The organism is Limibacillus halophilus (assembly GCF_014191775.1).
GTDB lineage: Bacteria > Pseudomonadota > Alphaproteobacteria > Kiloniellales > CECT-8803 > Limibacillus > Limibacillus halophilus.
On sequence record NZ_JACHXA010000009.1, the window covers coordinates 105,838 to 128,929 of the forward strand.

Genomic DNA, 23,092 nt, shown 5'->3' on the forward strand with positions numbered 1-23,092 from the left:
GCGGAATTATGAACGAATCGAAAGTGCAATGCCCGGTTTGCTTGAATGCACACGGCGGGGAATGTATCAAAATTGCATTGGCTTCAATTGATGCTGCAAAATATCAGTGTGATATTTGCGGTCAATTTCAACTAGATGGTCTAACCTTGCTAACGCGGCTGGGTGCGGACAATCAAGAGTTTGACCAGGTTCAAAGAGCGGCGATTACTCACCGCATAAGAAATCTGAATGATGAAGCGGGCCAAATACCGGCTCTTGATTCGGACTGGCTTGGTGAGTTCAAAGATCACGCGGCCTTACCTACCCCAGCAACGCAAATGCTGAATCTGATTAGATATGTTGGATGGTACGTGCACAAAAACGGTGCTCACCTTAAACAGCTTCCGATTGAATTGTATGCAGTAATTGGCGCTCCTAACCCTGAACGGGTTGCCGAATTAGCTGTTGAATTGAAAGCAGAAGGTATTCTGAAAGGAGTTGATGTTAGTAACCTGCAAGATAAAGGCCTAATCGATGTCGATTTAACGACAAGAGGGTGGAAAGAATATCAAATGGAATATGAAGGTAAAAAGTCAGGAGGTTATTTTTTTATTGCACTTCAGTTTCATGATGAGATTCTTGATCCATTGATAAAAACATATATTAAACCAGTTATTGAAAAAGAACTCGGCTTCAAGGCGCAAGATATGCGCGATGTAGCAAGAGCTGGAATAATTGATGAAATAATGCGGCAACAAATTCGAGATTCGACACTCGTTATTGCAGATCTGACTCATGACAACGCAAACGTATATTGGGAAGCGGGATTTGCGGAAGGCTTGAAAAAGCCGGTAATTTATATTTGTGAGGAATCAAAATTTAACCGAAAAGACAGGTACTTTGATACAAGTCACTGTACGACTGTCACATGGAAGGCTGACGCGCCAGAAGATTTCAGTGCGCGCCTACTCGAGACAATCAAACGGTCACTCCAACTAGAGGTCAAATAGTTAGCTTGACTGTTTTTCCCTAGAACATTGTCTCCAGGACCCGGTCGGGCGGCGTGTGGCCGTCGGCAAAGGTCTTGATGTTGATGATCACCTTTTCGCCCATGGCGATACGCCCCTCGATTGTGGCCGAGCCCATGTGCGGCAGCAGGATCACATTGTCCATCTTCAAGAGCTTGGGATTGACCGCCGGTTCGTGCTCGAAGACATCGAGCCCGGCGCCCGCCAGTTCGCCCCGGTCCAACATGCGGGTCAGGGCGTTCTCGTCCATGACCTCGCCACGGCTGGTGTTGACGATGTAGGCCTGCGGCTGCAACAGCTTCAGGCGCCGCGCCGACAGCAGATGGTAGGTCGCGGGGGTATGCGGGCAGTTGATCGAGATGATGTCCATGCGGGCCAGCATCTGGTCCAGGCTGTCCCAATAGGTCGCCTCCAACTCGGCCTCGAGGTCCGGGTGGACCCGGCGGCGGTTGTGATAGTGGATCGATAGCCCGAAGCCCTTGGCCCGGCGCGCCACGGCGGTGCCGATGCGGCCCATGCCGATGATCCCCAGGCGTTTGCCCCAGATGCGGTTGCCCAGCATGTGGGTGGGTCCCCAGCCGCTCCATTCACCGTCGCGCAGCAGACGCTCGCCTTCGGTCAGGCGGCGCGGCACGGCAAGGATCAGCGCCATGGTCATATCTGCGGTGTCCTCCGTCAGGACACCGGGGGTATTGGTCACGGTGATGCCACGCTGGCGCGCCGTTTTGATGTCGATATGGTCGACGCCGGTGCCGAAGGAGGCGATCAGCCGAAGCTTTGGCCCGGCCTGCGACAGGACGGCGGCGTCAATGCGGTCGGTCACGGTCGGCACCAGGATTTCGGCAGTCTTCACCGCCTCCACGAGTTGCGCCTGGCTCAAAGGTTTGTCGTCCAGGTTCAGTTTCGTGTCGAACAGCTCCATCATCCGCGTCTCGATGACGTCTGGAAGACGGCGAGTGACAATGACCAGAGGCTTCTTCGATGGAGCCATTCTTTTCTCCCTTCAGGACGGCCGACGGATAGGACGGCGACAAAGCGAACTTGCGTGGCGCTGGCGGTCCCTTAGCAAGACCCTATGGCCTTTGTCCAGATTAACACAAGCAGCCTTCGTGTAAGTCCAGAATGATGAGGGGGCTAGCAGTCTCTTCAAAGTGGCCGATAGTGTTGACGCGAGCACCAAACCCTGCGACAGCAGAAGGTCGGCTGGCCGTGAAGGTCGTCCGAGTCGCGGTGCGGGCTTGAGTAGCGATCCCTGCCGACGGGGTGGAGAGGGTTTGACGTATGACGGGCAGAAGAGGAAGGCAAGTCGTTTTAAACGCGCTTTTCTGCTTCGGTCTGTTGTTTTCAACCTACGCCGAAGGCCTGGCCCAGCAGGCGGGCAGCGAGACCCGCGAAATCGAGCGGCCGGGCCGGACCGGTCTTCCACTGCCCCGGTTTGCCTCCTTTCGATCAGATGAAGTCAACCTGCGCACCGGCCCAGGTGTGCGCTATCCGATCGAGTGGGTCTACCGGCGGCAAGGGCTGCCCGTTGAAATCGTCGATGAATTTGAAACCTGGCGGCGGGTTCGCGATTGGGAGGGCACGCTGGGCTGGGTTCACCAATCCATGCTGAGCGGTCGCCGCACCCTTCGCGTCCAGGGCGACCAGGTCGCCTTGCGACGGGAGCCTTCGGAGAGTGCGGCCCTGGTGGCTTGGCTGGAAGGCGGCGTCATCGGTGAGCTCAAGGGCTGTGACGGTGGCTGGTGCAGGGCCGAGGTTGCGGGTTATGACGGCTGGCTGATGCGGAGCGATTTCTACGGCACCCTGCCGCGCGAAGATTTGCAGTGACTTGACCCTGGCGGCTTCAACGCCGATATCTGTGGGCGCCCATAGCCCAGCAAATGATCTGAAATATGAATTTTAGTACGCACAAGTTTTTTCCCGACCGACTGTTTGCGGCATTGCTGTTGGCACTGACGGTCCTGGCAATGGCATTGCCCCAGGCTGCTGCAAAGCCGTTGCGGTTGATGGCGTACGGCGATTCCTTGATTCACGGCTATGGTCTGGGTCCCGGTGAAACCTTTCCGGATCAGCTTCAGGACGCCCTGGATGAAGCCGGATACGACGTGACCGTCATCAACGCCGGCAATTCCGGCGAGACGACGGCGGGCGGTCGTGCTCGGCTGGACTGGAGTCTGGCGGAGAGTCCAGATGCGGTGCTTTTGCTGTTGGGCGCCAACGATATGCTTCGCGGCATCGATCCTGCCGAGGCAAAGGCCAATCTTTCCGCCATTATCGAAGCATTGCAGGCCCGCGACATAGAGATACTGCTCGCCGGTATGCGCGCGCAGCCGGGGCTTGGAGCTGATTACGTCGACGCGTTCAACGCGCTCTACCCGGCGCTGGCCGAAACCTACCAAGTGCCGCTCTATCCCTTTTTCCTTGAGGGCGTGGCGGCCGTGCCGCCGCTGAATCAATCCGACGGTTTGCATCCCAACGCCGATGGCGTGGCGCGGATTGTCGAAGCAATCCTGCCCAGTGTGACGGGTTTGCTCGATCAACTCCGAGAGGCGCCTAGATGACGGATGGGCCAACGGGAATCGAATCGGTGTTTGTGGCAGGGCGGGGGCAAGGTGCCGACTGGAGCGCTTGTCTAAGCGCTGCACTGGCGGAGATCGGACGCTTGCCTGACCGGGCGAACATCGGGTTCATCTATGCGACTGACGAACTGGCGAAGGACTGGGACGATATCCTGGTTGCCTTGCGGTCTAGAACATCGGTTGACAACTGGCTTGGCACGGTTGGTGTTGGGGTGGCGGCAAGCGGATGGGAGGCTCACGATCAGCCCGCTCTTGTGTTGCTGATCGGACGCCTGCCGGAAGAGGATTTTCGCGTTTTCGGACCGTTGGTCGACAGCCTTTCCGACCTTGAAACCAAGCATGGCGCGTGGCTTGGGGATAAGCACCCGACACTGGCGCTGGTGCATGCCGATCCGACAAATCCGCACATTGCCGACATGATTCCGGCGCTCAGTCAGGTCAGCGGCTGCTTTTTGGTTGGCGGATTGACTGCGAGCCGAAGCCCAAGCCAACCGCAGGCCGCAGGTGGGGCGGTGACAGGTGGTTTGAGCGGCGTATTCTTTGGCTCGCGGGTTTTGGCGGCGACGGCGTTGAGCCAGGGATGCACGGCGTTGGGCGATAGCCATGTCATTACAGCAGCAGACCAGAATGTCATCGAAACGTTGGATGGCCGGCCTGCCTATGAGGTGCTGCGCGAGACGGTTGGCGAACTCTTGATGCGCGACCCTCGGCGGCTTGCGGGATACATAACGGTGGGCTTTCCGATTTCCGGCAGCGACACCGGTGATTACCTCGTTCGCAATCTCGTTGGGCTCGACCCGAATTCGGGGCTCGTGGCGGTTGGCGAGGAAGTGACGGTCGGGCAACGGGTCTTTTTCGCTCGCCGCGACCCGCAATCGGCCGTGCGCGACCTGTGCCGCATGCTGGAGGGAATTGAAAGCCGTATCGAAGGTGTGCCCAAAGCCGGAATCTATGTTTCCTGCTCGGCTCGGGGGCCGCATCTTTTTGGCGTTAATTCCGAAGAGTTGAAACTTGTTCGAGAGGTTTTGGGAGATTTCCCGCTGGTTGGTTTCTATGCCGGGGGGGAGATTTCCAATGACCGACTTTATGCCTATACCGGCGTGCTCACGCTCTTGCTCTGACAAGCTTGGGGCCGTTGGATTTCCTGATCGGGGAGTAGCTATCAAATGGAGATGAGAAAGCTCGGCCGTAGCGGCCTTGAGGTCAGTGCGGTTTGCCTGGGGACCATGACCTGGGGAGAACAGAACAGCGAGGCCGAAGGGCATGCGCAAATGGATCTGGCGCTCGAACGCGGCATTAATTTTTTCGACGTTGCTGAGATGTACCCGGTTGATCCTCGCGCCGAGACTTACGGGCGGACCGAGGAGATCATCGGCACTTGGTTTGCCGCTCGCAAGCAGCGGGACAAGGTGATCCTGGCCACGAAGGTCGTGGGCCCCGGCCCTCGCTTTCCCTATATCCGCGACGGCAACCAACGGCTTGATCGCAAGAATATCAGCGCCGCTGTGGATGCGAGCCTGAAGCGTTTGCAGACGGACTATATCGACCTCTATCAACTTCACTGGCCCGACCGCGCGACCAATGCCTTTGGCCGCCTGGGATTCGTCCACAAACCCGATGAAACCATGACCCCGTTGGCTGAAACCCTGGAAGCTCTGGACGAGCAGGTAAAAGCCGGAAAAATACGGCATATTGGCGTTTCAAACGAAACGGCTTGGGGCTTGATGCGCTATCTGGCGCTCTCCGATCAGGGCTTGGGGCCGCGTATGGCTTCTATCCAGAACCCCTACAGCCTTTTGAACCGCAGTTTCGAAGTCGGGTTGGCCGAGGTGGCGATTCGCGAGGACTGCGGGTTGTTGGCTTATGCGCCGCTGGCCGCGGGGGCGCTGTCAGGTAAGTATCTCGACGGGAAGCTGCCCGCGGGCGCTCGCTTCACCCTGTTCCCAGGCAACACGCGCTATAGGGGCGCGCGCGCCGACTCGGCGGTTCGTACCTATTGCGAAATCGCCGCACGGCACGGTTTGGACCCCGTTCATGTGGCCCATGCCTGGGTAATCAGCCGCCCCTTCGTCACCAGTTCCATCATCGGGGCAACCTCCGTTGAGCAGCTTGAGCACGACCTGAAGGCCGCAACACTCAAGCTTTCCAAGGAATTGTTGGCTGAGCTGGAAGAAGCCCACAAAGATCATACCTATCCCTGCCCCTGAGGGTATTTTTCCGGGTGACGTCGAGATGCTTGATTCGCTGGCACCAGATGTCATGCTTATCGGAGCATCAAGGAGGGATTCGTCATGCGCCTCTTCGTCGCCCTGGATATACCTGAAGACCTGCGTGACGATCTTGCCATTCTCTGCAACGGAATTCCCGGCGCGCGCTGGGTCCGTCCGGAGAACTTCCACATAACCCTGCGTTTTCTGGGTGAGATCGACGGCGGGCAGGCCGATGACCTGCACAGCCTGCTGACCCGCATCTTTGCGCCAGGCTTTGAGCTTTCGCTACGTGGTGTCGGTGCCTTCGGCGACCGCAGCAAAACCAGGTCTCTTTGGGCGGGGGTGGAACCCAACGGCGCCCTCAATCACCTACGCGACAAGATTGAATCGGCGGCGGTCCGGGCGGGGCTGCACCCCGAACCGCGCAAATTCCGACCGCACATCACGTTGGCGCGCTTTCGCGGCGGCGGTTCGGCAATGCCGGAGATACAGGATTTCATAACCCGCAACGCCCTGTTCCGCAGCGCGCCCTTCCAGGTCGAGCGTTTCACGCTGTACCAATCGTTCCTGAGCGGCGAGGGCTCTATCTACCGGGCTGAAGCGGATTATGAACTGTTGCGGGTCATGGCTGAGGGCTATCAGTTGAACGCAGGACTTCAGCGGTAAATCAGTTTGCACAGCAGGATCAATCCGGCGAGCAGCAGGGTCATGCTGTTAGCAAGGATTATCGGCAAGTCCCCGATCATGAGCCCGTACGTCAGCCATAAAAGCACGCCAGTCACGAATATTAGGAACATGGATAGCGAAAGATCGCGGGTGGAGCGTGATCGCCAGGCTTTGACCGCCTGGGGCAAGAAGGCGAGGGTGGTGCAACTCCCGGCTAGAATCCCGATCAAAGTGAAGGACTGCATTTTGGGTCACCGTTTCGAGAAAGAGGAATCACGGAGGTTCAAGCGCTCCTATAATCCCGAAACCCACTGGACTGGAAGCCCTCATTTTGCCGATCTGCGGATTGGCTTCACTCTGCGGCAACAAAGACCTTGCCTGGGGCGATTCCTGGGTGCACACCTTCTGTCCGGATTTAAGGGCGGCCTCGTAACGGACCGCTCCAGGGGAGACGTGCTTCATGGCGCTGCTGCTGGGAATTGATACGGGCGGAACCTACACCGATGCCGTCGTCTTCGACGATGAACGCGAGCGGGTGATTGCCAGCGCCAAGGCGCTCACGCGTAAGGACAATCTCTCCCGTTCCGTAACCGAGGCGAGCGATGCCGCTCTTGCTCAGCTGGAGCCCGGAACGCATCGCGCCATCGGGTTCGTGGCGCTTTCGACCACCCTGGCCACCAATGCCATTGTTGAGAATCACGGATTCCCGGTGGCGCTGGTCATGATCGGGCAAGACGAGAAGATGCTCGACCGCGCCGGTCTGGGGGCCGCTTTGGCGGGCGACCCGGTGTTGTTTATTACCGGCGGCCACAACCATGACGGCAGCCCACGCGCGGCGCTCGATGAAGCCCAGTTGCTGGAAGGGGTTCGGAAGATTGAAGGACGCGCCGCGGCCTTCGCGGTCTGTAGCTACTTTGCCGTGCGCAACCCGGAGCATGAACTGCGCGTTCGGGACCTATTGCGTGATAAAACGGGCCTGCCGGTTACTTGCGGGCACGACCTTTCCGGAGCGCTGGACGCACCGCGCCGGGCGCTGACGGCACTTTTGAATGCGCGCCTCATTCCCATGATCGAACAGCTCATACGCGCTGTGCAGGGTATGTTGGAAGCGCGTGAGATCGCGGCGCCCCTGATGGTGGTCAAGGGTGATGGTTCCCTGATCGCTGCGGAAACGGCGCTTGAGAAACCGGTGGAAACAATACTTTCCGGTCCGGCGGCCAGTGTGGTCGGCGCGCGCTTTCTTTCCGGCGAGGGCGATATTGTGGTCTCCGATATCGGCGGCACCACGACCGATATCGCGGTTCTCCAGAACGGCCAGCCGCTGCTTGATCCAGATGGCGCGCGCGTCGGTGGTTACCGCACCATGGTCGAAGCGGTGGCGGTCCATACTGTCGGACTTGGCGGCGACAGCGAGTTTAGGCTTGATGACCGGTTACGGCCCGTGCTGGGTCCGCGCCGAGCTCAGCCGCTCAGTCTTTTGGCGCTGGAGCATCCTGGCGTGCTGCCGGTTCTGCGCGAGCAGGCCGAGCGTCCCTGGCCCAGCGAGAACGATGGTCGCTTTGCGCTGAGGGTCCGTAGCCTGCCACCGGGCGGAGAGGGCGCGCTTTCCCGGCTGGAGCGCAGCATCTGGGACGCTCTGGCGACCGGGCCGGTGGCGCTGGGGAATCTACTTGGCGGCGCATTCCCAATTGGATCGCTTCGCAAGTTGGTGGACCGCGGATTGGTCATTCTCAGTTGTTTCACACCTTCTGACGCCGCGCATGTCCTGGGTCTACAGAGCACCTGGGAAGTGGGGGCCGCACGCCTCGGCGCTTTACTCTGGGCACGCCGGGAGGATGCCTTCGGTAAAGCGATTGCTGATTCCGCCGAGGCTTTTGCGTCGATGGTTTACGAACAGGTCATCTTGCAGTCAGGAGAAGCCATCGCCTTGGCGGCCTTGTCCGAGGAACTTCGGTCGAGCAATCCGGCGGCTTCCAAGCTGGCGGCCGGTGCAAAGGAGGAATCCCGGAGTTTTATCAACCGCGCGCTGGCAAAGCCCGGCGTGGGCGGCTTGCTGGGATTTTCCGTAAAACTGCAACGCCCTTTGGTCGGCATCGGCGCACCTGCCGCGACCTACTACGAAGAAATCGCCAAGCGTCTTGGCACGCGTCACGTGGTGCCGCGTTTTGCGGAGGTATGTAATGCGGTCGGCGCCGTTGCCGGTGGCGTCAGCCAGCGGGTCCTGGTTTCTGTGACTCAGCCAGAGGAAGGCCGTTTCCGCCTGCACAGCGCTTTGGGAGTCGAGGACTTCACGCAACTCGACAAGGCGATGCAACGTGCTGACGCGGTGGCCACTGCAAGTGCGCGCAAGGCAGCAGAAGCCGCCGGAGCGACAGAGATCAAGGTTGAGCTGCAGCGTGAAATCAAGGCAGCGACACTGCGCGGGGACAAGGAGATTTTTGTCGAGGCGCAGGTCACGGCCCGCGCCTACGGCAGACCCAGGCTAACTCGGCCCGCAGCGTGACAAGAGACGGGGCGGGCGTTCTATCGGATATCTGACCAGATGACCGGGCGATTGACTCGTTCGGATCGACCGGGCCAGACTGTTTCCAACTGGTCATACCAATTCACTTCACCCTGCGCGGAGCCCTTGCCTTTGGACGCCCTGCCCGAGATGACATTTCTGGCGCTTTTCGTCCTGGCAATGACGGGGACGGGGCTGCTTGGAGGCGTCCTCGCAGGGATGCTCGGTGTCGGCGGGGGCATCGTCATCGTACCGGTGCTGTTTCACCTGCTGGGGTTGTTGGGGGTGGCTGAAGGGCAGCGAATGCACGTTGCCGTGGCCACTTCACTGGCGACGATTGTGGCGACATCGGTTTCTTCGGCCAGAGCACATAGTAGACGCGGCTCGGTTGACTGGACGCTGCTGAAAAGCCTGCTCGTTTCGGTTTTGATCGGCGTTGCTGTCGGCACGGCCTTCGCCACTTACGTCAAAGGACCCGTGCTGTCGGCGATATTTGGAGCGGTCGCCCTTATCGTAGCCGCCAATATGGCTTTGCGTCGGGAGGGTTTCTCGCTGGTCGCGGAGGTACCTAAGGGCCTGTTGCGGCAGGTGTTTGGGTTCATTATCGGCGGATTCTCATCAATGATGGGTATTGGCGGCGGCACTTTGGCGGTGCCGCTGTTGAGCCTGTGCAGCTATCCGATCCGCAATGCCGTCGGCACCTCATCCGCTTTGGGGTTGGTGATCGCGGTTCCGGCGACCGCAGGATTTATCTACGGCGGCTGGCAGGGTATCGACCTTCCGCCCTTCAGCCTTGGTTACGTCAATGTGCTGGGATTCTTGTTGATAGCGCCGGCGACCGTCCTGACGGCACCTTGGGGGGCGCGCATTGCCCACAGCATCAACGTCAACTATCTCCGAAAAGCGTTTGCCTTGTTTCTGATCATCACCGGCATTCGTATGATCGTCAGCCTTTTCTGAACGACCTGAACCAGTTTGCGGTGATATCCCGACGCACCAACGGGCCATGCAACAGCCACGCAAGCCCCAGCATCAGTAGGAAAGAGAAGTAGACATCGCTGAGGAAGTGGCCGCCCTGCAGAATGCGAACCGCACTCAACAACGACCCGTAAGCAAATGCGCAAACCATGCCGGTCCCCCGCCGCCAACCTGGCGGCAACAGAAAGGCGACCGCCAGGAACAGAAATCCCAGACTGGCCTCGCCTGAGATGAAAGAGCAGTTGCTTTCGCACTGATCCGATAAAATCCAGGCTGGCGAGAAGTCCTTTTCCCAGTGGCTGAGCTCGGCAAGATGCAGCGGACGGGCACGGCCCCAGATTTCCTTTAAGAAGAGGTTGGTGATCAACAGCACGCCCAGAAGGGCATTGCTTACCAGATAGAGGATCGCCGGACGGCCCAGTCCGAAAAGATAACGGCCTTTGATGCTGCACCAAAGCAGCGACAGGCCGCATGCCGCAGCAAGAACGTAAGCCGGAATCGACAAGGCGGCGCGAAAGTCATCCATCCGGTAGTTCGTTATGTTGAGAGAGAAAAAGCCGAAATCGAACAGGTGCGCGACCCAGCGATCAATCTCGGCCTGCCCCTCTGCCGTAAAGAAGGGCTGCTGCCAGGCAAAGGGAAAGCCGTCTATGGCCGGCAGGTAGAACTGCCGGGCCATCCAAAGATCGATCTCGGGGCGCAAAGTCAGGAGCAGCCCAATGCCCAGCAGTGGGATGGCTATGGCAAGTGGCCGTACGAAGCGATAAGGGGGGGCAGTCAACAAGGGGCGCGGCCCTCCTGGTCATTGCCGCCTGGGAAGCGCGCCTGGCCGCACCCTACTTCTTGCCGCGGCTGATCGACTGAAGCTGTTGCTGGAGCGCTTCTACCTGACGCCGGAGTTGCTGTAGTTGGTCGTCGTCCGGACCATCCGAATCGTCCGATGAATCCGTTGTGGGCGGCTGGCCCTGCTGCCCCTTTTCGTCGCCGGCGAAGGGAGAAAACATTTTCATCGCGCTTTCGAAGAAGGCGACGTTCTGCTTGCTCATTTCCTCGATGTTGCCAAAGGGAAACATGCCGCCCAAAGTGTCCTGCATCGATTGGCGCATCTGCTCCTGATTCTTCTGCAGGGATGCCATCATGTGCTCAAGGTAGCGCGGCACCATCCATTCCATGTTATCGCCGTAGTATCCGATGAGCTGGCGCAGGAACGAAATCGGTAGCAGATTTGTGCCTTTCGATTCTTCCTCGACGATGATTTGCGTCAATACGCTTCGCGTGATGTCGTCGCCGGCCTTGGCGTCGTAAACCACGAAATCAACGCCGTCTTTGACCATCTGGCAAAGGTGGTCGAGAGTGACGTAGCTGCTGGTCGCGGTGTTGTAGAGGCGCCGGTTGGCGTACTTTTTGATAACGACGATCTCGTCATCCTTTTTGCCGGTCGTTTTGTCGCCGGTCTTCGCTTCCGTCGGTTTTGACTTCTGCATGGACACTTCCCGCCCTATCCATTGAATTTTTTGGCATTGCACACAGGATTGTGCTGCGCCGCGTCAAGATATGTCAATGTTTGACCAATGACCCTATGGCGATCTCGGTAAGCCGCGGTTGGTTTAAATCATTCGCCTTGGTCAATGATGGCCGCCAGACCTATAATTGTTGCCACCATGAAACAGAGCGACGATGACACGAATGCAGAGGCTGCGCTGGCGCGCCGCTTCTTGGACTTATGGGAAGACCAGATGGCTCGGGCTTGCAGCGACCCGCAAGCGTTGAGCTTACTGAGACTCTCGGGCCTTGGTGTCGTTTCCGATGCCGATGCGAAAGCCGCCTCGCCCTTGTTGTTGTGGCAACAGAGCATGGCGGGCATGATGGAATTCTGGAAATCCCAGGGAAGTGAAGGGGATGGCACGAGCGCGGCGCGGGCCAGCACAGATCGACAAGAAAGGCGGGCGGGACACGACGATGCCCCGAACGGAGCAACTGCGTCCGGCGCTAGAGCGCCAGGGACCGCGTCCGTTGCCGCTGCATCTGGCGACCGCGACGCTGCTCTGGGGCTCATCCTTGAGCGCCTGGACACTCTGGAAAAGCGACTCGCTACGCTGGAGCGCCAGTCTGCAGGCAGCAAAGCCGGCGCAAGAGGAAGCAAGCGAGCAGGCACTAAGGGCAGCCCTGGAAAAATGCGATCCTGAGGTATTTCAAACGGCGCTCGCCCAAGCAGTCAGGGAACGGATGGGTCGGTTTCTGGATGGTGTAGAGGCCTACCGGTCCTATCCCGAACACCGAGAGTTACCTGAAATGCCGGTCGTCTGGCAGGAGGGCAATAGCCGCTTGCTCGATTATGCCCCGGACGCGCCTTCCGACGCGCCGACGGTGCTGTTCGTTCCGTCGCTGGTCAATCGCTTCTATGTCCTTGATCTGGACCGGGAAACCAGCCTCCTACGCTGGTTGGCGCGCGAGGGCTTCAAGCCAGTAGTGATGGATTGGGGCGCGCCGGGTGAAAGCGAGATGGATTTCACTCTGACCGACTACGTCGCCGGTCGTCTTGAAGCTGCGCTTGATGCGCTCAAGCAAATTCAGGAAGGACCACTGCATCTCGCGGGCTACTGCATGGGTGGGCTTTTGGCCTTGGCGCTGGCGCAGCGCCGCAGTCGCGATTTCGCCAGCTTGGTGTTAATGGCCGCACCATGGGATTTTCACGCAGAGCAACCTGAAGCGGCCCGGCTCTTGGGACTGCAGGCCGAGGTCATGGCGCCCTTGCTCAGGACGATGGGCGTGATGCCAACGGATATGATCCAGAGCTATTTTGCGCTTCTCGACCCGGCAGGTGTGCTGCGGAAATTCCTCGCCTTCGCGCAGTTTGAGCCTGGCAGCCCGAAGGCTCGACGATTTGTCGCACTGGAAGATTGGTTGAACGACGGTGTTCCCCTGGCGGCGAAAGTGGCTGGGGAATGTTTGTCCGGTTGGTATGGCCGTAATGAACCCGCGCGCGGTCGCTGGCGTATCGCGGGACACCCCGTAAAGCCCGAGGATTTGCGCCTACCGGCGCTGGTCATGGTTCCGGCGCAAGACCGCATTGTGCCGCCCCGATCCGCCCTGGCGCTGGCCGCTGCCTTGCCGGGCGCGCAAGTCGAGCAGCCGAAGCTCGGGCACATCGGCATGGTGGTTTCCGCACGCGCGCCCGAGCGGATTTGGAAGCCGCTCGTCGAATGGCTTTCGGCGCGCAGCTAGTCATAGTTCGTCATGCGAATATCTGCATGATTTCGGTTTCCGGCTTCACGGGTTCACCTTGCGGGCCGGGTGGCGGCGGGCTATATCAGAGGGGATTGTTGCATCGCAGCGTGAGGTTGGGGTCTTCTACGACCTCCCTGCGACCTGGAGGGTCGCGCCCTCGTGGCCCGCATGCAAATGAAAAATAGGAGGTCCTTTCTCAATGGCCGATATCGTGATTGCCAGTGCCGTTCGCACGGCGGTTGGCGCTTTCAATGGGGGGCTCTCCAGCGTCCCGGCGTCCTATCTTGGAACCACCGTCATCAAAGAAGCCTTGAACCGAGCCAAGCTCGAAGCTGGCGATGTCGATGAAGTTGTGCTGGGCCAGATTCTTTCCGCTGGCGCCGGGCAGAATCCGGCGCGTCAGGCTGCAGTGCATGCGGGTATTCCCGTCGAAAAAACGGCTTATCAGATCAACCAGCTTTGCGGTTCGGGTCTTCGGACGGTGGCGCTGGGCTCGCAAGCCATTCAATGCGGAGACGCCAAGGTCGTCGTCGCTGGTGGGCAGGAGTCCATGAGCCAGGCACCGCACGTGGCGCATCTGCGTAACGGTGCGAAGATGGGTGACGTGAAGTTCATCGATTCGATGATCCGCGATGGTCTTTGGGACGCGTTCAACGGTTACCACATGGGCAACACAGCCGAGAATGTTGCGCGCAAGTGGCAACTGACCCGGGATGAGCAGGATGCTTTTGCTGCATCTTCCCAGCAGAAAGCCGAAGCGGCGCAAAAGGCGGGTCGCTTTGCCGATGAGATCGTTCCGGTTGTGATAAGCAGCCGCAAGGGCGATGTTGTCGTCGACAGCGACGAGCATCCCAAGCACGGCACTACGGCAGAAAGCCTTGCCAAGCTTCGTCCGGCTTTCGACAAGGAAGGCACCGTCACCGCGGGCAACGCCAGCGGTATCAACGATGGTGCCGCCGCGGTCGTGTTGATGGAGGCTGGCGAAGCCGCGCGTCGCGGCGTGCAGCCGTTGGCCCGGATCGTTTCCTGGGCGACCTGTGGCGTCGATCCCGCGATCATGGGTACCGGCCCCATTCCCTCGTCGCGCTTGGCACTGGAGAAAGCGGGTTGGACTGCCGACGATCTGGACCTGATCGAAGCCAACGAAGCTTTTGCGGCCCAGGCTTTGGCCGTCAACAAGGATATGGGCTGGGATCCTGCAAAGGTGAATGTCAACGGCGGTGCGATTGCACTCGGCCATCCGATCGGCGCTTCGGGCGCTCGGGTTCTCGTGACTTTGCTGCACGAAATGCAACGCCGCGACGCCAAGAAGGGCTTGGCGACCCTGTGCATCGGCGGTGGCATGGGTATTGCCATGTGCGTGGCGCGCGACTGAACGACGCTCTAGGCGCTACACGGAAAAGGCGCGGCGGCCGGTGTGGCCGCCGCGTTTTTATACGGGCGCGCCGCTTTGCTCGGATATTGTCACCGCACTTGGCCTGATGGGCGCTTCCGTGTTTTCATCGTTTCTCAGGGTAAGCTGGCATCGAGAAGCAAACCAGGGAGGTCATGAAATATGGGACGAGTAGCAGTTGTCACGGGTGGCACGCGCGGAATCGGCGCAGCCATCTCCATCGGCCTCAAGGATGCAGGCTACAGCGTCGCCGCAAATTATGCGGGCAACGATGAAGCTGCAAACAGCTTTAAGGCAGAGACGGGCATCTCGGTCTACAAATGGGACGTGTCGGATTTCGATGCCTGTAAGGAAGGGCTCGCTGCCGTTGAAGCGGATCTTGGGCCGGTTGAGATTCTGGTCAACAACGCGGGCATCACGCGTGACACTACGCTGCATCGTATGTCGCCGGAGCAGTGGCGTGCGGTGGTTAGCACCAATCTCGATTCTTTGTTCAACATGACCCGAAACGTGATCGAGGGCATGCGCGAACGCGGATTTGGCCGGATCGTGTCTATTTCGTCGATCAATGGGCAGAAGGGTCAGTTCGGGCAAGCCAACTATTCGGCGGCAAAGGCTGGGGTTGCCGGCTTTACCAAGGCGGTGGCTCAGGAAAACGCCGCCAAAGGCATTACGGTCAACGTTATTGCGCCCGGCTATATCGGCACCGAGATGGTGCGGGCGGTTCCCGAGGAAGTCTTGAAAAGCAAGATACTGCCGCAAATTCCCGTTGGCCGGTTGGGCGAACCGGAGGAGATTGCGCGCAGCGTTGTTTTTCTTGCCTCGGACGAGGCTGGATTCATCACCGGGTCAACCCTGACGGTGAACGGCGGGCAATACATGATCTGACGCAACAGGGAAATTTGCACGGCGTCGGGCTTGCGTAGATGCAAGCATCGGAAGAACCAACTTCTCAATTTCGGGAATACAGATGACAGCAGGTGTGGAGCATGTCGGCGGTCGCCAAAGATTGGCTACGCTGGTAGGGTTTCTTGCGGTTTTATTGTGGGCGCTATTGGCTCTTTTTACGGCAGCGGCGGGGGCTATTCCCCCGTTTCAACTTCTATCGCTTTCGTTTGCCACCGCTTTTTTGGTCAGTCTTTGCTTCCTGTTGCGCCGCGGTCGCGCCGGCTTGTCGGCTTTGCGGCAACCTTGGCCCGTTTGGGCAGTTGGGGTCGGAGGCTTGTTCGGCTATCACCTCTTTTACTTCATCGCCTTGCAGAATGCACCGCCGGTCGAGGCTGGTTTGATCGCCTACCTCTGGCCTTTGCTGATCGTCATTTTCTCGGCCATGTTGCCGGGTGAAAAACTACGGTGGTTTCATGTTGCCGGTGCGCTGCTGGGATTGCTGGGCGCAGCCCTCCTTGTGACCGACGGCGGACGGGTTTCTTTCAAGACCGAGTACATGACGGGCTATATCGCCGCGCTGGTCTGCGCACTTATCTGGTCAAGCTATTCCGTCATCAACCGGCGGTTCGGAACCGTGCCTACGGAGATCGTTTCGGGATTCTGCGCGGTTGTTGCCGTTTTGGGTGCATTTTTCCATCTGTTGTTCGAGCCAACGGTTCTGCCGACGGCAACGCAATGGCTGGCGATTATCGGATTGGGCCTGGGACCGGTGGGGATTGCTTTTTTCTTCTGGGATTTTGGGACCAAGCATGGCCACATCCAGACGCTAGGCGCCTCGTCGTACATGGCGCCTCTGCTCTCAACGATCGTGCTGGTCGCAGCGGGGCTCGCTTCGCCCAGCCTAAGCCTGGCGGTGGCTACGATACTGATCGTCTGTGGAGCAGCGTTGGCCGCCAAGGACATGTTACTGCGGCGTGGCAAGCAGGGATGAGATGACACGGTAATGGTGCATGGTGTTCCTTCTCCCGGTTTGCTCATCTTCGATTGCGATGGGGTTCTGATCGACAGCGAGACGCTCGCCTGTCAGGCCATTGCCGATGAACTGGCCGGTTGGGGCCTTCGGTATGAAGGCGCCGAGGTGGCAAAGCGTTTTGCCGGATATACCGACCGGCAGATTGCCGATCAGGTAACCCAGGAGACGAGGGTTTCTCTCCCGAAGGATTTTCCGCTTCGTGTTCAGAACCGGGCGCTGGAGGCGTTCGAAACATCGCTCAAGACGCCGCCCGGTATTCATGAACTCTTGCGCAGCGACCAACGCCCACGCTGCGTTGCCTCCAACTCTGGCCGAAACCGCCTCCGTCGCGCCCTGGAAATTGTCGATTTGCTGGATTTTTTCGGGGGCCGGAGCCTGTTCAGCGCAGAGCAGGTGCCGCAGCCTAAGCCGGCGCCCGATCTGCATCTTCTGGCCGCCGGTATGTTTGGTTTTGCACCGGAGAATTGTTTGGTGATCGAAGACAGCGGTACGGGAGTCCAAGCGGCGCGCAATGCCGGGATGCAGGTCGTCGGTTTTCTCGGCGCCACTCATCTGGACCGATCGGAACGCACCGCCCAGGCGCAACATCTATCGAGCCTGGGCGCGGTCGCTATCTTCAATGATTTCACAAGTTTAGGTGACTGGCTCCGGCAACTTTAAAAGCTCCAGGATCAAGCCTCGGGCGGTTGGTTGTTCACCATGGAGGGTCGTGCCGAGAACCCCTGATACCACGCCGCAAGTCGCGGGTGACTGGCTTGCCACTGCTCACCGGCAAAGCGGAAGTCGATGTATCCGAGTGCGCAGGCTACGGTGATCTGACCAATCGTCAGGCCGCCGCCCGCGAGTTCGTCGGACTGGGCTTCGAGTTGGGCGATGGCGTTGCGCACCTTTTGAAGCTGCTTATCGACCCAGGGCTGCCACCGCTTTTCCTCGGGTCGCCTCCCTTCGAGCATGGCCAGGATCGCCGCGTCGAGAATGCCATCCCCCAGAGCCTGTTGTTGGAGCGCCTGCCAGCGCGGCGCGCCGGCCGACGGAAACACTCGCGGGCCGTCGTGTAGGCTGTCCAGGTACTCGCAGATGACAGGAGAATCAAACAAGATCCGCCCGTCTTCCAATTCTAGGGTTGGCACCTTGGCAAGCGGATTGACCTTGCCGATCGGGTCGTCGGGATTTTGCGTATTGGTAGGGATCTTTTCAATCAAGTCGGCCAAGCCGACTTCGGTCGCGGTGACCATCACCTTGCGTACATAAGGCGAGGTCGGGGAGAAACGCAACTTCATGGTCGAAGCGTTCGTGCTCATGGGACGTGATTTCCTTTCAAGTGCAATCGCAAAGGCCGTGGAAGTATTGGGCAAAGCGCGATCATCGTAGGCAATTAGTAGAAGAACTCAGAACGAATCCTTACGTTTGCGCACCTCTGCAAAGACAATCTCCGGCGCGGCGTTTGTCAATCCAAGTCCATCGGCTAGACTGCGTTCATCGGCGCGCAGGAAAGGGTTCGTGGCTTTTTCCTCACCCAGCAGGGACGGCACGGTCGGCTTACCCTGTGCACGCGCCACGTCGATTGCGGCGCTGCGGTCGTGGAGCGCTTGGTTCGCCGGGTCGACCGTCACTGCAAAACGGGCGTTGGCCTGGGTATATTCATGGGCGCAGAACACGCGCGTTTCGTCCGGCAAGCGCCTGAGCTTGGAGAGCGACGACCACATCTGCTGGGGAGATCCTTCGAAGAGCCGCCCGCAACCCAGCGCAAATAGCGTGTCGCCACAGAAAAGCGCCGCGCTGTCTGCAAACCAATAGGCGATGTGCCCACGGGTATGGCCGGGAACGAAGAACACCTGGGCCGTGGCGTCGCCAAGGCTGTAGTGGTCGCCATCGTCGACTTCGACATCAATGCCGGGAATGCGTCCTGCGTCGGCCTTGGGGCCGACTATTGTGCAGCCGGTTGCAGCCTTGATCTCCAGATTACCGCCGACATGATCACCATGATGATGCGTATTCAGAATATGGGTGATCCGCCACCCGAGCCGCTTTGCCTCCGCCAGCACGGGCCCGGCGACCGCTGGGTCGATCACGGCCGTGTCGCCGGTGGTGGGGCAGTGAGCGAGATAGACATAATTGTCGTTTAGGACCGGTATCTGATGAACCTCTAGTTTGTGCGATGTCGTCTGTGGCATGGCGCCTTTTCCGATAGTTAGGAGCAGAGGGGCAGCGTTTGCGAAACGTAACAGAGGTCACTTGCGACTTGAAGACTTCGCAGACCGCTTCATGATAGGGATATGTGGGCAGATATCATCGATCTCCATGAGTTTTATGAGTCCGACCTGGGTCAGGTCGCGCGGCATATGGTGCGCAGAGGCATTCGCAAGCTGTGGCCGGACGTCAAGGGCAAGACAGTTCTGGGTGTCGGTTACGCCACACCCTACCTGCGCCATTACCGCAGTGAAGCGGATCGCGTGCTTGCCTTCATGCCAGCGCCGCAAGGTGTGATGGCATGGCCGGACGAAGGGCCGAATGCCGCTGCGCTGGTTGAGGAGAACGCCTTGCCGCTTCCAGACGCCTCGGTTGATCGGGTTCTGTTGGTGCATGGACTGGAAAGCAGCCAGGCACAGCGGGGCTTGTTGGAGGAAATTTGGCGCGTGATGGCGGGTGACGGTCGTTTGCTGGTGGTGGCTCCGAATCGCCGCGGCGTCTGGGCCCGGAGCGACCGCAGCCCCTTTGGTTTGGGCCACCCCTTCAGCCAGAACGAGCTGTCCCGCTTGTTGCGGCATCACGGATTCACGCCGACGGCGCGTGAGCGTGCCCTGTTCGTACCGCCGCTCAGGAGCCGTACGCTTTTGCACTCGGCCGCCGCTTGGGAACGTATCGGCGCCCAGTGGTGCCCCCGCTTCTCTGGGATTGTACTGGCCGAAGCCGGAAAGCAAATATGGGCGGTCAATGCGCGCAGGGCTGAGGAAACCCGCCGTCCCTTTGCCGCCAAGATGCCGCAGGCCGTACCGACACCAAGAAGTGAGGTTACCGATTGATGGGGTCTACCCAAGTAGATTTGGAACACAAGCCATTCACGCGCGACGATGCGGAGGTCTGGGTCTTCGATCTCGACAACACACTCTACCCAGCCACCAGTGACCTCTTCCCGCAGGTGAGCGATCGCATTCGCAGCTACGTGCAAAGCTTGCTGGGTCTCGACGCCGAAGCTGCGCACGCTTTGCAGAAGGACTACTACCGCCGTTATGGCACGACCATGAACGGGCTGATGCAGGTGCAGGGAATCGACCCGAAAGCGTACCTCGACTTCGTTCATGACATTGACCTGTCGCCGATTGTTCCAGATCCGCGTGTGATTGCGGCGATCGAGCGCCTGCCGGGCCGCAAATTGATCTATACGAACGGCTCCACGCCGCATGCAGAGCGCATTCTCGATCGTCTGGGATTATCGGCGCACTTCGAGGGTATTTTTGATATCGTGGCCGCCGATTACCGGCCCAAGCCCGGGGCCGCAGCCTTCGACAGTTTCCTCGAGCGCCATGCGGTCGACCCGCGCCAGGCAGTATTCGTTGAGGATACGGCGCGAAACTTGGTTCCCGCGCACATGTTGGGAATGGTAACGGTTTGGCTTGACCACGGTCACCCCGATACATTGGTGGGACTGGACCGGAACTGCATTCATTTCAGGATCACGGACCTGCCTTTGTGGCTGGAAAGCCTATAAGGGAGCTATTTGGCCGACTTGAGTGTCGCTCCGATTGACTAACCGAGTGGTCTTGCTCATCTTGCGGCCTCGGGTTTGCAGTCTTCGATTGCATCGACAAAATTGATTGAACTTGGGGCCGAAGACCCCGTGCTGAGCAAATAAGGGGAAGATCGCCATGCGCACCGAAGACCTGAAAAGCGTGATAGAAGGAGCCTGGGAACAGCGCGCCGAAATCGGTACGGGAACCCAAGGTGTGGTTCGTGATGCCGTGGAGTTGGCGCTTGAAGGCCTCGACAAGGGGCAATACCGGGTGGCGGAGAAAACCGAGAGCGGTTGGCAGGTCAACCAGTGGCTGAAGATGGCCGTGTTGCTGTCCTTCCGTTTGACGCCGACTCATAGCTTTCTCGGCGGTCCTTCCGACGAAAAGAACGGCGTTGGCGCATGGTACGACAAGGTGCCCTCGAAGTTCGCGGGCTGGACCGACGAGCACTTCGAGCGCGGCGGCTTTCGTGTCGTGCCACCGACCGCCGTGCGGCGATCAGCCTACATCGCCAAGGGCGTCGTCTTGATGCCCTGCTTCGTCAATGTCGGCGCTTTCGTTGACGAGGGGACGATGATTGATACCTGGGCAACGGTCGGGTCCTGCGCCCAGGTCGGTAAGAATTGCCACATCTCCGGCGGTGTCGGGTTGGGCGGTGTGCTAGAGCCCCTGCAGGCCGGTCCGGTGATCATCGAGGACAACTGTTTCATCGGCGCTCGTTCCGAAGTGGTCGAGGGCGTCGTCGTCGAAGAAGGCGCGGTTCTCTCCATGGGCGTCTTCATTGGCGCCTCGACCAAGATCGTCGATCGCAACAGCGGTGAAATTCACATGGGTCGCGTTCCTGCATTCTCGGTTGTGGTGCCGGGCTCGCTGCCGGGTAAGCCGCTGCCGAACGGCGAACCAGGGCCGAACCTTTCCTGTGCGGTCATCATCAAGCGTGTGGACGAAAAGACCCGCTCGAAAACCTCAATCAATGAGCTGCTTCGCGCCTGACGAAAGCTCCGATTCACAGGATAATCCAAATAATGTCGTTGGATGTCATAGAGTTCTGCCGCGATCTGGTTCGTTGTCCTTCGGTCACACCTGACGAAGGCGGCGCGCTCGATCTGTTGCAGCGGACGCTCGAAGGCTTGGGATTTAACTGCCAGCGCTTGCCGTTCGAGGAACCGGGCTATCCGCCGGTGGACAATCTCTATGCACGTCTTGGCACGAAAGCGCCTGTTTTCTGCTATGCGGGTCACACCGATGTGGTGCCGGTCGGCGATCGGGCTGCCTGGAGCGTTGACCCCTTTGCAGCCGAAGTCGTCGGCGAAAACTTGATTGGCCGTGGCACAGTTGACATGAAAGGCTCGATTGCAGCGTTCGTTGCAGCCACGGCTGACTATCTCGATCAGCAAGGCGGCGTTCCCAAGGGGTCGATCGCCTTTCTGATCACGGGCGACGAGGAGGCTGAAGCGGTCAACGGTACCGTTAAGATGCTTTCCTGGCTTGCCGAGCGCGGCGAGCAACTGGACCACTGCCTGGTTGGGGAGCCAACCAGCGATCAGAAACTAGGCGACATGGTGAAGATCGGGCGGCGAGGAAGCTTGAACGGCAAGCTGGTGGTGCGCGGTATTCAAGGACATACGGCCTATCCGCAGCTTGCCGACAATCCGGCGCATCACTTGGTCGCTATGCTCGCCAACCTGACGACGGATGCATTGGACGACGGTAGCGCGCATTTTCCTCCGTCGAGCCTTCAGGTTACCACCATCGATATCGGCAACCCGGCCACCAACGTGATTCCGGCGGTTGCCCGTGCCGGCTTCAACGTGCGGTTCAACGACCTCTATAGCGGTATCACGGTCGAGCAGTGGATCCGCGAACGCCTGAACCGCGTCGGTAGGCCCTATGAACTGGAAATCTCGGTTTCCGGAGAATCTTTTCTAACCCCGCCAGGCTCACTCAGTACTCTGGTTTCAAACGCGGTGCAGGCGGAGCTGGGTGCCGCGCCGGAGCTGGGTACGACCGGTGGTACCTCGGATGCCCGCTTCATAAAGGACGCCTGTCCGGTTGTGGAGTTTGGCCTCCGGAACGCAACGGCGCACAAGGTCGACGAGCAGGTTCCGCTGGCAGAATTACAAGCCCTGACCAATATCTACAGGCGGATACTGGAAGGATACTTCACGTCATGAGCCTGCCTGATCGGGAAGAACTGGGACGCGGCTTGTCCGGCGCACTGTTGCTGTTGCGCCAGGACCCCGGCGCCATGCGTTTCTTCGATATCTCCCGTCGCGGCTTCTGGCGCTCCTTCTACGCCGCTTTTTTCGCCGGCCCGGCGCATCTGTTGTTGATTGCGCTGCAACCTGTTGTCGAGGATGCGGTCGGCGTGGCCAGCTCTGTTGATACGACGGCCACTGATAGTGGTTTTTCTCTCGGTGTCCTGCTGGGGCACCTTTGTGTTTATGCCATTAACTGGCTCGCCTGGCCGGTTGTGGCCGACGTGCTTTGCCGCAACTTGAAACGCGATTCCGAGTATCCTGGCTACATCATCGCCTACAACTGGGCGCGGGTCGTGCAGATTTACGCGGTGGCACTGGTCACCCTGCTCAGTGGGATGTTGTTCCCCGGCGGCGGCGGGTTCCTGGTTTTCATCGCGATGATCGGCGTTCTGTATTTCGATTGGGCGATTGCCCGTGTGGCGCTGAAGCTTCCGGGGATGGCTGCGGCCGGCATGGTGATCGCCGATCTGATGCTCGGCTTGTTCATTTTCCTTCTTGGCGAAGCCGTTCTCAGTTAATGCCTGAGGGCCCCGAATAGGGCGGCAACCCTTTCCAGGACTTGCTCTAAGGGCTCGCTTCGTCAATGATGGCGCCAATCTTTCGACTAGGGTTCCG

Annotated in this window: 25 protein-coding genes; 18 read left to right on the top strand and 7 right to left on the bottom strand. The window is 59.3% G+C overall.

Annotation, left to right across the window (positions count from 1 at the left end; translation table 11 throughout):
* Positions 1–8 precede the first annotated feature (8 nt).
* Positions 9–989, top strand: a complete 981-nt coding sequence (locus tag FHR98_RS14420) for a hypothetical protein (RefSeq protein WP_183417434.1) — start codon at positions 9–11, stop codon at positions 987–989.
* A gap of 19 nt (positions 990–1,008) precedes the next feature.
* Here FHR98_RS14420 and FHR98_RS14425 read toward each other — a convergent pair whose 3' ends face one another.
* Positions 1,009–1,998: a 2-hydroxyacid dehydrogenase gene (locus tag FHR98_RS14425; protein ID WP_183417435.1), complete on the bottom strand. Its 990-nt coding sequence runs from the start codon at positions 1,996–1,998 to the stop codon at positions 1,009–1,011.
* A gap of 290 nt (positions 1,999–2,288) precedes the next feature.
* Here FHR98_RS14425 and FHR98_RS14430 point away from each other — a divergent pair, with 290 nt between their 5' ends.
* From FHR98_RS14430 to thpR, 5 genes are all read left to right on the top strand, one after another.
* Positions 2,289–2,834 (top strand): SH3 domain-containing protein, encoded by a 546-nt coding sequence (locus FHR98_RS14430; protein WP_183417436.1) that lies wholly within the window; start codon positions 2,289–2,291, stop codon positions 2,832–2,834.
* Between the two features lie 65 nt (positions 2,835–2,899).
* Positions 2,900–3,568: an arylesterase gene (locus tag FHR98_RS14435; protein WP_221205917.1), complete on the top strand. Its 669-nt coding sequence runs from the start codon at positions 2,900–2,902 to the stop codon at positions 3,566–3,568.
* A complete protein-coding gene (locus tag FHR98_RS14440; RefSeq protein WP_183417437.1) occupies positions 3,565–4,707 on the top strand; it encodes an FIST signal transduction protein in 1,143 nt (380 codons plus the stop codon). The genes FHR98_RS14435 and FHR98_RS14440 overlap by 4 nt, the downstream gene beginning before the upstream one ends.
* A gap of 45 nt (positions 4,708–4,752) precedes the next feature.
* Positions 4,753–5,793, top strand: a complete 1,041-nt coding sequence (locus FHR98_RS14445; RefSeq protein WP_183417438.1) for an NADP(H)-dependent aldo-keto reductase — start codon at positions 4,753–4,755, stop codon at positions 5,791–5,793.
* An 84-nt stretch (positions 5,794–5,877) separates the two neighbouring features.
* On the top strand, positions 5,878–6,462 hold the full coding sequence (gene thpR, locus FHR98_RS14450) for an RNA 2',3'-cyclic phosphodiesterase (protein WP_183417439.1): 585 nt from the start codon (positions 5,878–5,880) through the stop codon (positions 6,460–6,462).
* On the opposite strand, the gene FHR98_RS14455 is transcribed toward thpR, so the two are convergent.
* Positions 6,453–6,707: a SemiSWEET transporter gene (locus FHR98_RS14455; protein ID WP_183417440.1), complete on the bottom strand. Its 255-nt coding sequence runs from the start codon at positions 6,705–6,707 to the stop codon at positions 6,453–6,455. The genes thpR and FHR98_RS14455 overlap by 10 nt on opposite strands.
* A 215-nt stretch (positions 6,708–6,922) precedes the next feature.
* Here FHR98_RS14455 and FHR98_RS14460 point away from each other — a divergent pair, with 215 nt between their 5' ends.
* On the top strand, positions 6,923–8,965 hold the full coding sequence (locus FHR98_RS14460) for a hydantoinase/oxoprolinase N-terminal domain-containing protein (RefSeq protein WP_183417441.1): 2,043 nt from the start codon (positions 6,923–6,925) through the stop codon (positions 8,963–8,965).
* A gap of 39 nt (positions 8,966–9,004) precedes the next feature.
* A complete protein-coding gene (locus FHR98_RS14465; protein ID WP_246377882.1) occupies positions 9,005–9,925 on the top strand; it encodes a sulfite exporter TauE/SafE family protein in 921 nt (306 codons plus the stop codon).
* On the opposite strand, the gene FHR98_RS14470 is transcribed toward FHR98_RS14465, so the two are convergent.
* The 3 genes from FHR98_RS14470 to FHR98_RS14480 all read right to left on the bottom strand — a co-directional run bounded on the left by FHR98_RS14470 (position 9,912) and on the right by FHR98_RS14480 (position 11,807).
* Positions 9,912–10,727, bottom strand: coding sequence for a phosphatase PAP2 family protein (locus tag FHR98_RS14470; protein ID WP_183417442.1), 816 nt, complete (start codon positions 10,725–10,727; stop codon positions 9,912–9,914). The genes FHR98_RS14465 and FHR98_RS14470 overlap by 14 nt on opposite strands.
* 52 nt (positions 10,728–10,779) lie before the next feature.
* Positions 10,780–11,427 carry a polyhydroxyalkanoate synthesis repressor PhaR gene (phaR, locus tag FHR98_RS14475; RefSeq protein ID WP_183417443.1) on the bottom strand — a complete coding sequence of 216 codons (648 nt, stop codon included), beginning with the start codon at positions 11,425–11,427 and terminating at the stop codon, positions 10,780–10,782.
* 128 nt (positions 11,428–11,555) lie between these two features.
* Entirely contained in the window at positions 11,556–11,807 is a 252-nt protein-coding gene (locus tag FHR98_RS14480; RefSeq protein ID WP_183417444.1) for a hypothetical protein, read from the bottom strand.
* A gap of 35 nt (positions 11,808–11,842) precedes the next feature.
* Here FHR98_RS14480 and FHR98_RS14485 point away from each other — a divergent pair, with 35 nt between their 5' ends.
* From FHR98_RS14485 to FHR98_RS14505, 5 genes are all read left to right on the top strand, one after another.
* Positions 11,843–13,168, top strand: coding sequence for an alpha/beta fold hydrolase (locus FHR98_RS14485; RefSeq protein WP_221205918.1), 1,326 nt, complete (start codon positions 11,843–11,845; stop codon positions 13,166–13,168).
* Between the two features lie 202 nt (positions 13,169–13,370).
* Positions 13,371–14,546 carry an acetyl-CoA C-acetyltransferase gene (locus FHR98_RS14490; protein WP_183417445.1) on the top strand — a complete coding sequence of 392 codons (1,176 nt, stop codon included), beginning with the start codon at positions 13,371–13,373 and terminating at the stop codon, positions 14,544–14,546.
* A 180-nt stretch (positions 14,547–14,726) separates the two neighbouring features.
* A complete protein-coding gene (phbB, locus tag FHR98_RS14495; RefSeq protein WP_183417446.1) occupies positions 14,727–15,452 on the top strand; it encodes an acetoacetyl-CoA reductase in 726 nt (241 codons plus the stop codon).
* Positions 15,453–15,534: 82 nt separating this feature from the next.
* Positions 15,535–16,443: an aromatic amino acid exporter YddG gene (gene yddG, locus FHR98_RS14500; RefSeq protein ID WP_183417447.1), complete on the top strand. Its 909-nt coding sequence runs from the start codon at positions 15,535–15,537 to the stop codon at positions 16,441–16,443.
* A gap of 12 nt (positions 16,444–16,455) precedes the next feature.
* Entirely contained in the window at positions 16,456–17,145 is a 690-nt protein-coding gene (locus FHR98_RS14505) for an HAD family hydrolase (RefSeq protein WP_183417448.1), read from the top strand.
* An 11-nt stretch (positions 17,146–17,156) separates the two neighbouring features.
* Here FHR98_RS14505 and FHR98_RS14510 read toward each other — a convergent pair whose 3' ends face one another.
* Both FHR98_RS14510 and gloB read right to left on the bottom strand, forming a co-directional pair.
* The gene (locus FHR98_RS14510; protein ID WP_246377885.1) at positions 17,157–17,786 is read right to left on the bottom strand and encodes a glutathione S-transferase; all 630 of its coding nucleotides are present in this window, start codon (positions 17,784–17,786) and stop codon (positions 17,157–17,159) included.
* Between the two features lie 87 nt (positions 17,787–17,873).
* Positions 17,874–18,659, bottom strand: coding sequence for a hydroxyacylglutathione hydrolase (gloB, locus tag FHR98_RS14515; protein ID WP_183417449.1), 786 nt, complete (start codon positions 18,657–18,659; stop codon positions 17,874–17,876).
* 102 nt (positions 18,660–18,761) lie between these two features.
* On the opposite strand from gloB, the gene FHR98_RS14520 reads away from it, so the two are divergent.
* From FHR98_RS14520 to FHR98_RS14540, 5 genes are all read left to right on the top strand, one after another.
* Positions 18,762–19,508 (top strand): methyltransferase domain-containing protein, encoded by a 747-nt coding sequence (locus FHR98_RS14520; RefSeq protein WP_183417450.1) that lies wholly within the window; start codon positions 18,762–18,764, stop codon positions 19,506–19,508.
* Positions 19,508–20,194 carry a pyrimidine 5'-nucleotidase gene (locus tag FHR98_RS14525; protein ID WP_183417451.1) on the top strand — a complete coding sequence of 229 codons (687 nt, stop codon included), beginning with the start codon at positions 19,508–19,510 and terminating at the stop codon, positions 20,192–20,194. The genes FHR98_RS14520 and FHR98_RS14525 overlap by 1 nt, the downstream gene beginning before the upstream one ends.
* Positions 20,195–20,351: 157 nt before the next feature.
* Positions 20,352–21,209: a 2,3,4,5-tetrahydropyridine-2,6-dicarboxylate N-succinyltransferase gene (gene dapD / locus FHR98_RS14530; RefSeq protein WP_183417452.1), complete on the top strand. Its 858-nt coding sequence runs from the start codon at positions 20,352–20,354 to the stop codon at positions 21,207–21,209.
* Between the two features lie 32 nt (positions 21,210–21,241).
* On the top strand, positions 21,242–22,390 hold the full coding sequence (gene dapE / locus FHR98_RS14535) for a succinyl-diaminopimelate desuccinylase (RefSeq protein WP_183417453.1): 1,149 nt from the start codon (positions 21,242–21,244) through the stop codon (positions 22,388–22,390).
* Complete coding sequence (locus tag FHR98_RS14540) at positions 22,387–22,995, top strand: hypothetical protein (RefSeq protein ID WP_183417454.1); 609 nt, start codon at positions 22,387–22,389, stop codon at positions 22,993–22,995. The genes dapE and FHR98_RS14540 overlap by 4 nt, the downstream gene beginning before the upstream one ends.
* Positions 22,996–23,092 lie beyond the last annotated feature (97 nt).

What these genes read in the sequence shown, in the direction of transcription:
- FHR98_RS14445 (WP_183417438.1), top strand. Translation starts at nt 4,753, where the DNA reads ATGGAGATGAGAAAGCTCGGCCGTAGCGGCCTTGAGGTCAGTGCGGTT.
- FHR98_RS14510 (WP_246377885.1), bottom strand. Translation starts at nt 17,786, where the DNA reads ATGAGCACGAACGCTTCGACCATGAAGTTGCGTTTCTCCCCGACCTCG.
- FHR98_RS14435 (WP_221205917.1), top strand. Translation starts at nt 2,900, where the DNA reads ATGAATTTTAGTACGCACAAGTTTTTTCCCGACCGACTGTTTGCGGCA.
- FHR98_RS14460 (WP_183417441.1), top strand. Translation starts at nt 6,923, where the DNA reads ATGGCGCTGCTGCTGGGAATTGATACGGGCGGAACCTACACCGATGCC.
- phbB (WP_183417446.1), top strand. Translation starts at nt 14,727, where the DNA reads ATGGGACGAGTAGCAGTTGTCACGGGTGGCACGCGCGGAATCGGCGCA.
- phaR (WP_183417443.1), bottom strand. Translation starts at nt 11,427, where the DNA reads ATGCAGAAGTCAAAACCGACGGAAGCGAAGACCGGCGACAAAACGACC.
- FHR98_RS14505 (WP_183417448.1), top strand. Translation starts at nt 16,456, where the DNA reads ATGGTGCATGGTGTTCCTTCTCCCGGTTTGCTCATCTTCGATTGCGAT.
- dapE (WP_183417453.1), top strand. Translation starts at nt 21,242, where the DNA reads ATGTCGTTGGATGTCATAGAGTTCTGCCGCGATCTGGTTCGTTGTCCT.
- gloB (WP_183417449.1), bottom strand. Translation starts at nt 18,659, where the DNA reads ATGCCACAGACGACATCGCACAAACTAGAGGTTCATCAGATACCGGTC.
- FHR98_RS14465 (WP_246377882.1), top strand. Translation starts at nt 9,005, where the DNA reads ATGACCGGGCGATTGACTCGTTCGGATCGACCGGGCCAGACTGTTTCC.
- FHR98_RS14420 (WP_183417434.1), top strand. Translation starts at nt 9, where the DNA reads ATGAACGAATCGAAAGTGCAATGCCCGGTTTGCTTGAATGCACACGGC.
- FHR98_RS14485 (WP_221205918.1), top strand. Translation starts at nt 11,843, where the DNA reads ATGGCACGAGCGCGGCGCGGGCCAGCACAGATCGACAAGAAAGGCGGG.
- FHR98_RS14490 (WP_183417445.1), top strand. Translation starts at nt 13,371, where the DNA reads ATGGCCGATATCGTGATTGCCAGTGCCGTTCGCACGGCGGTTGGCGCT.
- FHR98_RS14480 (WP_183417444.1), bottom strand. Translation starts at nt 11,807, where the DNA reads ATGCCCGCCATGCTCTGTTGCCACAACAACAAGGGCGAGGCGGCTTTC.
- FHR98_RS14455 (WP_183417440.1), bottom strand. Translation starts at nt 6,707, where the DNA reads ATGCAGTCCTTCACTTTGATCGGGATTCTAGCCGGGAGTTGCACCACC.
- FHR98_RS14430 (WP_183417436.1), top strand. Translation starts at nt 2,289, where the DNA reads ATGACGGGCAGAAGAGGAAGGCAAGTCGTTTTAAACGCGCTTTTCTGC.
- thpR (WP_183417439.1), top strand. Translation starts at nt 5,878, where the DNA reads ATGCGCCTCTTCGTCGCCCTGGATATACCTGAAGACCTGCGTGACGAT.
- FHR98_RS14525 (WP_183417451.1), top strand. Translation starts at nt 19,508, where the DNA reads ATGGGGTCTACCCAAGTAGATTTGGAACACAAGCCATTCACGCGCGAC.
- FHR98_RS14520 (WP_183417450.1), top strand. Translation starts at nt 18,762, where the DNA reads ATGTGGGCAGATATCATCGATCTCCATGAGTTTTATGAGTCCGACCTG.
- yddG (WP_183417447.1), top strand. Translation starts at nt 15,535, where the DNA reads ATGACAGCAGGTGTGGAGCATGTCGGCGGTCGCCAAAGATTGGCTACG.
- FHR98_RS14440 (WP_183417437.1), top strand. Translation starts at nt 3,565, where the DNA reads ATGACGGATGGGCCAACGGGAATCGAATCGGTGTTTGTGGCAGGGCGG.
- FHR98_RS14540 (WP_183417454.1), top strand. Translation starts at nt 22,387, where the DNA reads ATGAGCCTGCCTGATCGGGAAGAACTGGGACGCGGCTTGTCCGGCGCA.
- FHR98_RS14425 (WP_183417435.1), bottom strand. Translation starts at nt 1,998, where the DNA reads ATGGCTCCATCGAAGAAGCCTCTGGTCATTGTCACTCGCCGTCTTCCA.
- dapD (WP_183417452.1), top strand. Translation starts at nt 20,352, where the DNA reads ATGCGCACCGAAGACCTGAAAAGCGTGATAGAAGGAGCCTGGGAACAG.